10 protein-coding genes are annotated in these 12219 nt (G+C 72.3%); 4 read left to right on the top strand and 6 right to left on the bottom strand.

Annotated elements, in window-relative coordinates; genetic code table 11:
- Positions 1-45: 45 nt before the first annotated feature.
- On the bottom strand, positions 46-582 hold the full coding sequence (locus tag ABIA38_RS14770) for a hypothetical protein (RefSeq protein WP_424639065.1): 537 nt from the start codon (positions 580-582) through the stop codon (positions 46-48).
- 223 nt (positions 583-805) lie between these two features.
- Entirely contained in the window at positions 806-3223 is a 2418-nt protein-coding gene (gene lon / locus ABIA38_RS14765) for an endopeptidase La (RefSeq protein ID WP_424639064.1), read from the bottom strand.
- Positions 3224-3785: 562 nt separating this feature from the next.
- Between lon and ABIA38_RS14760 the strand changes: the two genes are divergently transcribed.
- Positions 3786-5024, top strand: coding sequence for an MFS transporter (locus ABIA38_RS14760; RefSeq protein ID WP_424639063.1), 1239 nt, complete (start codon positions 3786-3788; stop codon positions 5022-5024).
- Positions 5025-5180: 156 nt separating this feature from the next.
- A complete protein-coding gene (locus tag ABIA38_RS14755; RefSeq protein WP_424639062.1) occupies positions 5181-5792 on the top strand; it encodes an NADPH-dependent FMN reductase in 612 nt (203 codons plus the stop codon).
- 180 nt (positions 5793-5972) lie between these two features.
- Here ABIA38_RS14755 and ABIA38_RS14750 read toward each other — a convergent pair whose 3' ends face one another.
- Entirely contained in the window at positions 5973-6668 is a 696-nt protein-coding gene (locus ABIA38_RS14750; protein WP_424639061.1) for an HdeD family acid-resistance protein, read from the bottom strand.
- Positions 6669-6771: 103 nt separating this feature from the next.
- Complete coding sequence (locus ABIA38_RS14745) at positions 6772-8613, bottom strand: AMP-binding protein (protein ID WP_424639060.1); 1842 nt, start codon at positions 8611-8613, stop codon at positions 6772-6774.
- A gap of 242 nt (positions 8614-8855) precedes the next feature.
- Between ABIA38_RS14745 and ABIA38_RS14740 the strand changes: the two genes are divergently transcribed.
- Positions 8856-10100 carry an acyl-CoA dehydrogenase family protein gene (locus ABIA38_RS14740; protein ID WP_424639252.1) on the top strand — a complete coding sequence of 415 codons (1245 nt, stop codon included), beginning with the start codon at positions 8856-8858 and terminating at the stop codon, positions 10098-10100.
- On the top strand, positions 10097-11266 hold the full coding sequence (locus ABIA38_RS14735) for an acyl-CoA dehydrogenase family protein (RefSeq protein ID WP_424639059.1): 1170 nt from the start codon (positions 10097-10099) through the stop codon (positions 11264-11266). The genes ABIA38_RS14740 and ABIA38_RS14735 overlap by 4 nt, the downstream gene beginning before the upstream one ends.
- Positions 11267-11389: 123 nt before the next feature.
- On the opposite strand, the gene ABIA38_RS14730 is transcribed toward ABIA38_RS14735, so the two are convergent.
- Both ABIA38_RS14730 and ABIA38_RS14725 read right to left on the bottom strand, forming a co-directional pair.
- Positions 11390-11536: a hypothetical protein gene (locus ABIA38_RS14730; protein WP_424639058.1), complete on the bottom strand. Its 147-nt coding sequence runs from the start codon at positions 11534-11536 to the stop codon at positions 11390-11392.
- A gap of 113 nt (positions 11537-11649) precedes the next feature.
- A complete protein-coding gene (locus ABIA38_RS14725) occupies positions 11650-12186 on the bottom strand; it encodes a hypothetical protein (RefSeq protein ID WP_424639057.1) in 537 nt (178 codons plus the stop codon).
- Positions 12187-12219: the final 33 nt, after the last annotated feature.

Raw genomic sequence — 12219 nt, 5'->3', positions numbered from 1 at the left:
GGCCGCGCGGATCTCACCGATGGCCGAGGTCACGGCCGGTCGGGGTCAGGCGGCTCGCCAACGGGCCCGGGGGTCACCTGCCTTCTCCGAGCAGACCATCGGCGTGCCCTTGACCGTGGTGCCATGGGCGCCGAGCGGCGTGCAGAACGCGCCGGGATGGACCGAACCGGCCTGCCCGGGGTCGGGCTTGGCGGGCGGATCCTGCTTCGGCGGGTCCTGCTTCGGTGGGTCCTGCTTCGGCGGGTCCTGACGGGGCGGGTCCTGCTTCGGCGGATCCTGCTTGGCTGGTTCCTGGGCCGCCGGCGGCTCGGGCTTCGGCGGCTCGGGCTTCGGCGGCTCGACGGTCGGCGGTGCCGAAGTCGGCGGCGCGGACGACGCGGGCGTGGTCGTCGGCGGCGTGCCGGTCGACGGAGCCGCAGGCAACGTGTCGACCGCGCCGGCTGCGGGGCGACTGGGCGTCGGGCCCGCCGACCCCTTGTCGTCGCCCGTACAACCGGACATCGCCAACAAAGCCAGCAGCGCGGCCACCCCCGCCGCCCGCCGGCCCGCTCCGCGCCATGAGCGCGCGGCTTGTGCCTTCACTTGTGCATTCTTCGGAAACCCGGGCACGACCCGAGAGGCAATGCCTCTCCGGCCCGGTCCCCCACCTGTTCCATAGGACATGCGCGCATGATGACAGGACGCAACCAAACAATCCGATCATGTGATCGAATCGAGATTCGTCGCCAACCGTCTTGTCCGCTCCTGGCCGAAAATGCTGCGCGAGCCGCCCGTCAGGGCGACTCGCGCAGCAGGTGACGGATCGTCAGGCGGCCACGGCGTGGGGGGCGTTGGCCGGTTCCAGGGCCAGTTCCAGGACCTCGCGGACGTCGGCCACCGCGTGCACGGTGAGGCGCGCGAGGATTTCCTTGGGGACGTCATCCAGGTCGGCTTCGTTGCGCTTGGGGATCAGGATCGTGGTGACCCCGGCCCGCTCGGCGGCGAGCAGCTTCTGCTTGACGCCGCCGATCGGGAGCACTCGGCCGGTCAGCGAGACCTCGCCGGTCATCGCCACGTCCGAGCGGACCGGCCGCCCGGTGAGCAGCGACACCAGCGCCGTGGTCATCGTGACACCGGCGCTCGGGCCGTCCTTGGGGACCGCGCCGGCGGGCACGTGGATGTGCACGCCGCGGTCCTTGAGGTCACCCACCGGCACCTCCAGCTCCGCCCCGCGCGAGCGCAGGTAGGACAGCGCGATCTGCGCCGACTCCTTCATCACGTCGCCGAGTTGGCCGGTCAGGGTCAGTCCCGTACCACCCGTCTCGGCGTCGGCGAGCGACGCCTCGATGTAGAGCACGTCGCCACCCGCGCCGGTGACCGCGAGCCCGGTGGCCACGCCCGGCACCGCCGTGCGCTGTTCGGCCTTGCTCAGCAGCGACTCCGGGGTGTGCCGGGGCCGGCCGAGGTAGTCGCGCAGGTCGCCCGCGTCGACCACGATCGGCAGCGGGTGTGCGTCCGCGTCCAGCGCCTGTCCGGCCGCGACCTTGCGCAACACCCGGGCGATCGAGCGCTCCAGGGTCCGCACCCCCGCCTCGCGGGTGTACTCGCCCGCCAGCAGCCGCAGCGCCTCCTCGGTGAAGGAGACCTCACTCTCGTCCAGGCCCGCCTTGTCGAGCTGACGCTTGATCAGGTGATCCCGGGCGATGACCACTTTCTCGTCCTCGGTGTAGCCGTCGAGCCGGACCAGTTCCATCCGGTCGAGCAGCGGCTCGGGGATGGTCTCCAGGACGTTGGCCGTGGCCAGGAACACCACGTCGGACAGGTCGAGTTCGACCTCGAGGTAGTGGTCGCGGAAGGTGTGGTTCTGGGCCGGGTCGAGCACCTCCAGGAGGGCCGCCGTCGGGTCGCCGCGGTAGTCCGAGCCGACCTTGTCGATCTCGTCGAGCAGGACGACGGGATTCATGCTGCCCGCCTCCTTGATCGCCCGCACGATCCGACCCGGCAGCGCGCCGACGTAGGTGCGCCGGTGACCGCGGATCTCCGCCTCGTCCCGCACCCCGCCGAGCGCGACCCGGACGAACGAACGGCCCATCGCGCGCGCCACCGACTCGCCGAGCGAGGTCTTGCCCACACCGGGCGGGCCGACCAGGGCGAGTACCGCGCCGGAGCGCCGACCGCCGACCACGCCCAGACCGCGCTCCTCACGGCGCTTGCGGACCGCCAGGTATTCGACGATGCGCTCCTTGACGTCGACCAGACCGGAGTGGTCCGCGTCCAGGATCGCGCGTGCCTCGGCGATGTCGTACGCGTCCTCGCTGCGCTCGTTCCACGGCATTTCCAGGACGGTGTCCAGCCAGGTACGGATCCAGCCGCCCTCGGGCGACGCGTCGGAGGCGTGCTCCAGCTTGTCGACCTCCTTGAGCGCCGCCGCCAGCACCTTCTCCGGCAGGTTCGCCGCCTCGACCCGGGCCCGGTAGTCCTCCTCCTCGCTGTCCGGGGTGCCGTTGAGCTCGTTGAGCTCCTTGCGCACCGCGGCCAGCTGCTGCTTGAGCAGGAATTCGCGCTGCTGCTTGTCCATGCCCTCCTGGACGTCCTTGCGGATCGTCTCCGCGACATCCAGCTCGGCCAGGTGGTCGCGGGTCCAGCCGACCACCTTGGTCAGCCGTTCGCGTACATCCACGGTCTGCAGCACGTCTATCTTCTGCTGCAGCGTCAGGTAGGGGGCGTAGCCGGAGTTGTCCGCCAGGTCGCTGGGGTCCTCCAGGGCCTGTACGTGGTCCACCACCTGCCAGGCGCCGCGCTTGCCGAGCACGGTGGTGACCAGGGCCTTGTACTCCCGGGCCAGTTCGTGGATCTGCTCGTCCGCCTCGACGTCCGGCACCCGGGTCGCCTCGACCCACAGCGCGGCGCCGGGCCCGGTGGTACCGGTGCCGATCCGCACCCGGCCCTCACCGCGCACCACCACGACCGACTCACCCCCGGGCAGCCGACCGACCTGCTCGATCACCCCGAGCGTGCCGACCGCCGGGTATTGCCCGTCGTCACGCGGAACAAGCAGCACCCGCGCCTTGCTCTCACTACGGATACCGGGTCCTCCGGACCGCCCCGCGGCGGCCCGGGCGGCATCCACCGCGGCACGGGTCTCCGCGTCGTCGAGTTCGAGCGGGACCACCATGCCGGGGAGGACGACCACGTCGTCCAGCGGAAGAACCGGCAGGGTCAGCGTCCCGATGGTCTCGCTCATGTCATACCCCTCAAGTAGCCACGGTCGAAAAACTTGCGCTGTATCGACTCAAGAAACAAGAGCCCCTCTTTGTTCCCCGCCCCTCCCCGATCCGTGTTCGCCCTGGGCGAAGCCGCGAGGAGGCCGACGGAGAGGAAGCCACCCCGGGCGCGGGCGCGGGGTGCGAAGCCACCCCGGGCGGGGCGGAGGGCGCGAAGCCACCCGGGGCAGGGGCGCGGGGCGCGAAGCCACCCGGGGCAGGGGCGCGGGGTGCGAAGCCACCCGGGGCGGGGGCGGGAGGGGCAGAGCCGCTGGGAGGCCGACAGAGGCGGAGCCGCCGCCCGGGGCGGAAGGGGCGGAGCCGCCCGGAAGCGGACGGGGCGAAGCCACCCGGAAGCGGGCGGGGTGGAGTCGCCCGAGGCAGGGGGCGGGAGGGATGGAGTCGGCGGCGGGTGGAGGGGCGAAGGGTGAAGTCGACCTGAACGTTGACGGCGGGATACCGCCAGACCGGGTCCCGGGTGGGCGGTTGTACTGGGGACGCCCCGTTGGTCGGGGGCTCACCCACACCGCCGAAAGGGACGTCATGTCCGTTATCACCGGAGCCGACGCGTGCGCGGCCGGATCGTCGTCGATCGAGGAGCAGCGGCGGGAGGGGCGGGCTCGGGAGTACTGGCCGGCGGTCGGGTGTCTGTTCCTGGGGATCTTCGCGATCGTGACCACCGAGATCCTGCCGATCGGGTTGCTCACCCCGATCGGGAACACGTTCGCGGTCTCGGACGGGACCGCCGGGTGGTTGATGACCGTGCCGGGGGTCCTGGCGGCGGTCTGCGCGCCGGTGGTGACGGTGTCCACCGGGCGGCTCGACCGGCGGACCATGCTGGTCGCGTTGATCGTGTTGCTGGCGGTGGCGAACTTCCTGGCGGCGATCGCGCCGGCGTTCTGGGTGGTGTTGGTGGCCCGGTCCCTGGTCGGCGTCGTCATCGGCGGGTTCTGGTCGATCGGGGCCGGCCTGGCGCCGCGCCTGGTCCGCCCGGCGGCGGTGGGTACGGCGACCGCGGTGATCTTCGCCGCCGTACCGGCCGGTTCCGTCCTCGGCCTGCCGGCCGGTACACAGTTGGGCGAACACATCGGCTGGCGCGCCTCGTTCGTGGTCATGGGCGTACTCGCGCTGGCCGTGTCGGCTGCCCTGCTCGTACTGCTCCCGCCGCTGCCCGCGCACCGGGTGACCCGCGCCGAGGTGTTGCGTGCGCTGCTGCGCGGCGCCGGGACCCGGATCGGCCTGGTCGCGACCTGTCTGATCGTGATCGCGCACTTCGGGGCGTACACCTACGTGACGCCGTTCCTGGAGCAGGTCACCCACGTCGACCGCGGCCTGATCGGGATCTACCTGCTGACCTTCGGGGTGGCCGGCATCGTCGGGAACTTCGTCGCGGGGGTGACGATGGCCCGGCACCTGCGCGCGACCTTCGTCACCTGCGCCGGGCTGATCGCCGCCGCCACCCTGCTGTTCCCGCTCCTGGCCCGCCGGGACGCGGGCGCGATCGGGCTGCTCGTGGTCTGGGGGCTGGCCTACGGTGCGGTTCCGGCCTGCTCGCAGACCTGGTTCGCGCGCTGCGCCCCGCAGGCCCGGGAGGCCGCGACGGTGGTGTTCACCTCCTCGTTCCAGCTCGCCCTGGCCACCGGCGCGCTCCTCGGCGGCGGCGCCGTCGACGCCACGTCCCCCGCCGGCGTGATGGTGTGCGCGGGCGCGGTGGCGCTCGCCATGGTCGCCGCCGTCTCCGTCCTCGGCGGTCCGCGCGACGACGCGGCGCAGGCGTGGTAACCCGGAGCGCGCGGCAAGGCCCGGCCGGCCGCCGGGAGCCGGCCCCGAGCGTGGGCTTGACCTCAAGTTGACTTGAACTTCTACGGTCTTCACCAGTCGCCCGGAGGAACCCCTCCCCGCGCCGACCGAAGACTCGTCACCTGCTTGGGGAATCTCATGGGCACGCACACCGACAACACCACCGCCGCCACCGCCACTTCGTACCGCCTCGCCGTGATCGTCGGCAGCACCCGCGAGGGCCGGTTCGCCCCGGTCGTATCGAACTGGTTCGCCGCCAAGGCCGAGGAGCACGGCGACTTCGAGGTGGACGTCATCGACCTGGCGCACGACCGGCTGCCCGACGTCTGGGCACCTAGGGGCAGCGAGCCGGCCGCCGTGGTCGGCGCCGTCGGCGCCCGGCTCGCCGCCGCCGACGCGTTCGTGGTGATCACGCCCGAGTACAACCACAGCTTCCCGGCCGGGCTGAAGAACATGATCGACCTGTTCCGCGGCGAATGGCAGGGCAAGCCGGTCGGCTTCGTCTCCTACGGCGGCATCTCCGGCGGCCTGCGCGCGGTCGAACAACTGCGCCTGGTCTTCGCCGAGCAGCACATGGTCACCACCCGCGACGGCCTGGCGTTCCCGATGGCCTGGGAGAGGTTCGACACCGACGGCCGGCCGACCGATGTCGCGGGCACCGACGCCGCCGCCGCGGTGATGCTCGATCAGTTGGCGTGGTGGACGGAGGCGACCCGGTCGATGCGCAGCCGCCGGCCGTACGGCGGTTGATGGCCGGCCTGCGGCCGATGCGTCCTCACGCGCCGGACGGGCTACTTGGCCTCAAACGCCGGCCGGGCTGATTTGTCCTCAAGCGCCGGACAGGCCGAGTGGCCTCAAACGCCGGCCGGGCTATAAATAGCCCGGCCGGCGTTGGGTGTTGCGTCCGCCGTATGGCATTGCGTCCGCCTTCTATACGTCCTCGTCGCGCTTCGTCACGGCGTCCGGGCCCTTGAGGGTGCCTTCTCGGGTCGGGGCCTGGTCGGCTTGCCATTCGCCGACGGCATCCGCCTCTCGGACCATGTCGACGATTCGGCGGCCGGTCAGGCCCAGGCTGACCAGGCTCAGGCCGTCGAAGAGCAGGGCCAGGGAGATGAACGTGCCGATCGCGTAGCGGCTGCTGCTGGGCCATTCGGCCAGTACCAGCAGGCCCAGGACCAGGTCGACCACGCCCACCCCGATGGTCCAGATCATCCGGGCGGACATGCTCGCGACGCCGCCCACGATGCGGAACATGCCCGCGCCGAGCAGGAGCAGTGCGACGAACAGGGTCAGCGCCTGGGCCGCCACCTCGGGGCGGCGCAACAAGACGATGCCCGCCGCGATGTTGAGCGCGGAGACCGCGACCACGAGCCAGAACGCGTTCTCCTTGCGGGCCTGGATGGCCTGCACGAAGCCGACCACACCGCCGATCAGCAACAACCAGCCGAAGAGCACCATCGTGGTGAGCGTGGCCAGGCCCGCGTAGAGCAGGCCGACGATCCCGCCGAGCACCAACACCGTGCCGAGCACGACCAACAGGCCGAAGCCGAATCCCTTGCCATTGCGCCGATGCCGGCCCCCGCCGGATTCGGCGATCGATCCCGTCACGCCCTTCGTGCTGTCCATGGGTGCCGCTCCTCGGATATGGCCACGCCCGCTGAACCGCGTGCGTGTTGACGCCTTCCCGCTGGAAAGCGGACATATCCGCAGGATCGACTATCCGCGCCGATCAGCGCCCCGGGGCCGGTGGCAACGACGGGGGCAGCGCGGACCGCACCGGGGACAGCGCCGGCGCCAGGGCCGGCCGGGTCGCGGCCATGGGTGCCGGCATCGGGGTGGGCACCGCAACGGCCCGGACCACCGGGCCGGGGCGGTCCGCCAGGCCCAGGAAGTGCCGGCGCAGTCGATACTTCTCCACCCGCCCGTTGGGCGTGCGCGGCATCCGGGTCACGATCCGTACGTACGCCGGCCGCATGTACGCGGGCAACGACTGCGCGCACCACGCGCGTAGCTCGTCGGGGTCGAGCCGGCGGCCGGGCTCCGGCTCGGCGTACAGCACCACCTCGTCCTCGTCCTCACGGTCCGCGGGCACCCCGAACACCGCGCCGTACGCGATGTCCGGATGCTGGTTGACCAGGTCCTCGATGTGGTACGCGGACACGTTCTCGCCGCGGATCCGGATCCGGTCCACGACCCGGTCGACGAAGTGCAGCAGCCCGTCGTCCTCGTCGAAGACCGCAGCGTCCCCGGTGTGGAACCACAGGTTGCGGGTGGCCTCGGCGATGCTCAGCGGGTCGTCCAGGTACTCCTGGACCAGCAGGCCGGGCAGGTGCGGGCGAATCGCCAGGTGGCCGACCACCCCGCGCGGCACCGGCCGGTCGTGCTCGTCCAGGATCGCCACCCGCGCGAACGGCAGCGGCCCGCCCAGGCAGCCCTTGCGCACGATCGAGGCGCGGGCCAGGACCGGTACGCCCAGCCGCTCGCACACCTGCTTGACCTGCGCCGGTCCCAGGCCGCGGCGCAGCGGCGCGGGGGTGCCCTCGCTCGGGTCGGTGCCCACCAGTACGGCGGCGATCGGCAGGCCGGTCTCGACCTGGCCGTAGCCGGCCACCACGGTGTCGATCCCGTACCGGCGCGCGAAGGTGTGGTGGGTCGGCGGCAGCGGCTGCATCAAGACCTTGGTCAGCGGGTTGTCGCGCTCGCCGCGCCGCTCGGGCGCACCCGAAAGCCAGCCGACCATGGTCTCGGTCAGGACCGCGCTGGTCGCCCCGGCCACCGCCACCCGGCGCCAGAAGTCGACCGGATGGAACCGGTCCCACAGCGACACCCCGGCGCCCGCCCAGGCCGCCCGGGCCAGCCCGGCGAAGGCGCCCTGGACCGAGTGCGGCGGCAGGTCCACGTGCACCACGTCCTCGGGCGTGGTGAGTCGGCGCAGCAGCAGTGTGTACGAGGCCAGCCAACGATGCGGCAGCACGGCCGCCTTGGGCCGGCCGGTCACCCCGGCGGTGTGCACGATCATCCCGGCGTCGTTCGGGTCGATCACCACCATCGGCGGCACCGCGCGGGCCAGGAACTCGGCGTAGGCGATCTCGGGGTAGCCGTGCGGCGGACGCGGCCCCACCGCGTCGTGCACGGTCAGTTTGGGCAGCCGGTTCAGATACGGTCGGACCGCCTCCAACGCCTGCACCAGCGCACGTTCGGTGACCACCAGTACCGGCTGGGTGGCCTCCAGTTGCTCGACGAGCAGGTTGCCGATCGTGTCCGGGTCCAGTGGGCAGTAGATCCCGCCGGCCTTCCAGATGCCGAACATCCACAGCGCGGCGGCGTAGGAGCTGCGACAGCGCACCACCACCCGGTCGCCGCGCCGGATGCCGGCCCGGGAAAGGTTGCCGGCGATGGTGTCGGTGGCCCGTTTGGCCTCGGCGTAGCTGAGGTCCAGGCCGTGTTCGCCGTAGTGGATGAAGACCCGCGTCGGGGTGCGCACCGACCAGGCGTCCAGTGCCTCGATGACCGACTCCCCGTCCGCGCCGAGTTCGGCGGCGAGGCCCGCCTCGATGTCATCGGCGGTCATGGCTGCTACGACACCCCCTGCGACGCGCGGAAACCGGGAAGGTCCGGCTGGAGTCCGTGCGTGTACGCGCCCACACGGGGAGACGAACATATCGTCTGGGCGCACCGGTTGGGGGCGCGGGCGCGGGCTTCCTACCGGTGAGTTCAGCGCCTAGCATCCAGGTGGTCCGGTTGTCGACGGTGTGTCGTGCGTCGATGGACAGGGCGTCATGACGAAGGACGGAGGCACCTGTGGTGCGAGAGCTGGACGGCGGGCGCGATCCCGACCGGGAAGCCGGTGGCGGGACGGGCGATCACGGGCTCGACGCGGCGGGGCTGCGGCGAAGAGTGGCCGATCTGGTGGCCGCGCACGATCCGACCACGATGTCCTCGACCGAGTTCCTCGGCCGGCGTTTCGACGCGGGCCTGGCGTGGGTGCACTTCCCCCCAGGCTGCGGCGGACTGGGTGCCTCGCGGGCGCTGCAGCAGGTGGTGGAGGCCGAGTTGCTGGCCGCGGGCGCGAAGGCGGCCAGTGGCTACCGCAATCCGATCGGTCTGGGGATGGGCGCGCCCACCGTGGTCGCGCACGCCGATCCCGAACTGCGGGCCCGGTTGTTGCGGCCGTTGTGGACCGGCGAGGAGATCTGGTGCCAGCTGTTCAGCGAGCCCGGCGCCGGCTCCGACCTGGCGGGCCTGGCCACCCGGGCGGTGCGCGAGGAGGGCGGCCAGTGGATCGTCAACGGCCAGAAGGTGTGGACCTCGCTCGCACACAAGGCGCGCTGGGCGATGTTGCTCACCCGTACCGATCCGGATCTGCCCAAGCATCAGGGGCTGACCTACTTCTTCCTGGACATGACCTCCCCCGGCGTGGAGGTGCGTCCGCTGCGCCAGGCCACCGGACAGGCCGAGTTCAACGAGGTGTTCCTGACCGATGTGCGCGTGCCCGACGCACACCGGGCGGGCGAGGTGGGCCAGGGCTGGAGCGTGTCCAACACGACGCTGATGAACGAGCGGGTGGCCATCGGCGGCGCCGCGACCGCGCGTGAGGCGGACGCGATCGGCGCGCTGGCCCGGATGTGGCGGGATCGGCCCGAGTTGCGCACCCCCGGGCTGCACGAGCGGGTGTTGCGGGCCTGGGTGGAGTGCGAGGTGGCGCGGTTGGCCAACGAGCGGATCCGGCAGCAGTTGGCGGCCGGGACACCCGGCCCGGAGGGGTCGGCGGCCAAGATCGCCTACGCCCGGCTGAACCAGGACGTGACCCGGTTGTGGCTGGAGTTGGCCGGCGAGGAGGGCCTGGGCTACGACGAGTGGTCGATGCGGCGCAGCGAGCTGGGCCAGGCCGCGTTCGGTACGCGGGTACCGGGCTACTACTACCTGCGGGCCAAGGGCAATTCGATCGAGGGCGGCACCTCCGAGGTGTTGCGCAACGTGATCGCGGACCGGGTGTTGAACCTGCCGCGCGAGCCGCGTACCGATACCAAGGTGCCGTGGAAGGAGATGCCGCGGTGACCGGGTCCGGGGTTCTCGAAGAAGGCGCTCCCTCGCTGCTTTACGGCGAGGTCGAGGAGGAACTGCGGGCCACGCTGCGCGAGTTGTTGCGGGATCGGTGCGCGTGGCACGACGTGTTGGCGCGGATCGACACCGATCAGGCCTACGACGAGGGCCTGTGGAAGGCGGTGGCGGTCGAACTGGGCCTGGCCGGGCTGCTGGTGCCGGCGGAGTTCGGTGGGGCCGGCGCGGGCGCGCGGGAAGTGGCGGTGGCGTTGGAGGAGTTGGGCCGGGCGGTGGCGCCGGTGCCGTTCCTGGCCAGCGCGGTGCTGGCCACCTCGGCCCTGGTGGCGGCGCCGGCCGGCGCGGCGCGCGACCGGGCACTGCGGGCGTTGGGCGAGGGGACGCGGACCGGGACGCTGGCGGTGACCGCGACGAGTTGGCCGGGCGCGGGCTTTCCGCTGTCGGTGACCGGCGCGGCGGATCCGGGCGACCCCGACGGGCTGCTGCTGACCGGCGCGGTGACCGGGGTGTTGGCCGCGGATCGGGCCGAGTTGCTGGTGGTGCCGGTGGTGGTGGCGGGCGAGCCGCACCTGGCGCTGGTGGCGGGGGACGCGGCGGGCCTGTCCCGGCAGGCGGTCACCTCGCTGGACGCGACGCGCCCGGTGGGGCAGTTGACGCTGGATCAGGTACCCGGGCGGGTGCTGGCCGGGCCGGCGCACGCGGAGCACGCGCTGACGCACGCGGTGCGCTACGGCGCGGCGTTGCTGGCGTCCGAGCAACTGGGCGTCGCCGAGCAGGCGTTGGCCGAGACGGTGGCGTATCTGAAGGTCCGGCACCAGTTCGGCCGGCCGATCGGCTCCTTCCAGGCGCTGCGCCATCGCGCCGCCGACCTGTGGTCGGACCTGGCCGCCGCGCGGGCCGCGGCACGCTACGCGGCGGCGTGTCTGGCGGAGGATTCGCCGGACGCGGCGGTGGCCACGGCGTTGGCGCAGGCGTACTGCGGCGAGGTCGCGGTACGCACCACGGAGGAGTGTGTACAGATGCACGGCGGGATCGGCTTCACGTGGGAGCATCCGGCGCACCTGTACCTGAAGCGGGCGATGGCCTGCGCGCTGCTCCTGGGCACCGCGGATCGGCACCGGGCCACGCTGGGCACGCTGGTGGACCTGCCGCCGGCGATCTGAGCGGGCCGCGAACACACCTGTGGCCGGCCCCGATCGGGGCCGGCCACACACCCGTTGCCGCGCGGTCCAGCTGCGCAACAGCGGTCTAGTGCCGCGCCCGGCAACGTTCACCCCGGCGCGGCACTAGCTGCGCAACATCAGGATGATCATCACGACCGCGACCGCCATCAGCGCGACCCACACCGCCGCGATCAGCCGCAGGCGGTGGCCGGCCCGGGGCGCGGGGGTGTCGGTCGGGCCGGGGTCCGCCGGTTGCCGGTTGTCGCTCATGTCCTGGTTGCCCTCCACGGGTGCGGCGCGCGGCGTCCGTCCCGTTCAGGATGACACCGCGCGCCGCCCGTTGAGGAGCCCCCGCCCCCGAATGTCCGGGCGCTTCGGGCGACTCAGTGTCCCGCCGCGGCGGGCAGCACCGCCGTGGCGTCGACGCCCGCGCCCACCGGGCCCGGCTGCGGGATTTGCTGGGCGGCGATCAGCCGGGCCAGCCAGAACCGCATGAACGTGGACAGCGAGTAGCGGATGAAGAGGGCGAAGCCCAGCAGGGAGACCGGGATCGCGGACAGGCCCAGGGTGATCGCGTCGTTCTGGGTCAGGATCAGCGTCGTGGTGTGCGACATGACGTAGGCGCCGATGCCCATGCCGATCCCGAGCACCATCAGCCCCACGCCCAGCCACATCAGCTGGGTGTCGAGCATCGACTTGGGCGCGCGCAGTTTGAGCGCGCCGACGTCGGCGGTGAACTGCCGGGTCCGGTCCTGGGCAACCGGCGGGATCGCCGCGTGGCGCGGGGCGAACGCCGGTGGTGGTCCGGCCGTCGGCGCCCCCGGCGGTGGCGGTGGGGCCGACGGATGCGTCGGCAACTGGCCGGCGGGGCCCGCGGGTGGTGCCGGGTGCCCGTCGGCGTTCACGCTGTTCATACTCATCTAAGTGGTCACCTCGTGGGTCGCCGTGAGGTT

This window comes from Embleya sp. AB8, assembly GCF_049739465.1.
In the GTDB taxonomy this organism is placed as follows: Bacteria; Actinomycetota; Actinomycetes; order Streptomycetales; family Streptomycetaceae; genus Embleya.
This window is presented reverse-complemented; position numbering and strand designations above follow the sequence as displayed.

What these genes read in the sequence shown, in the direction of transcription:
- lon (WP_424639064.1), bottom strand. Translation starts at nt 3,223, where the DNA reads ATGAGCGAGACCATCGGGACGCTGACCCTGCCGGTTCTTCCGCTGGAC.
- ABIA38_RS14760 (WP_424639063.1), top strand. Translation starts at nt 3,786, where the DNA reads ATGTCCGTTATCACCGGAGCCGACGCGTGCGCGGCCGGATCGTCGTCG.
- ABIA38_RS14755 (WP_424639062.1), top strand. Translation starts at nt 5,181, where the DNA reads ATGGGCACGCACACCGACAACACCACCGCCGCCACCGCCACTTCGTAC.
- ABIA38_RS14750 (WP_424639061.1), bottom strand. Translation starts at nt 6,668, where the DNA reads ATGGACAGCACGAAGGGCGTGACGGGATCGATCGCCGAATCCGGCGGG.
- ABIA38_RS14745 (WP_424639060.1), bottom strand. Translation starts at nt 8,613, where the DNA reads ATGACCGCCGATGACATCGAGGCGGGCCTCGCCGCCGAACTCGGCGCG.
- ABIA38_RS14730 (WP_424639058.1), bottom strand. Translation starts at nt 11,536, where the DNA reads ATGAGCGACAACCGGCAACCGGCGGACCCCGGCCCGACCGACACCCCC.
- ABIA38_RS14725 (WP_424639057.1), bottom strand. Translation starts at nt 12,186, where the DNA reads ATGAGTATGAACAGCGTGAACGCCGACGGGCACCCGGCACCACCCGCG.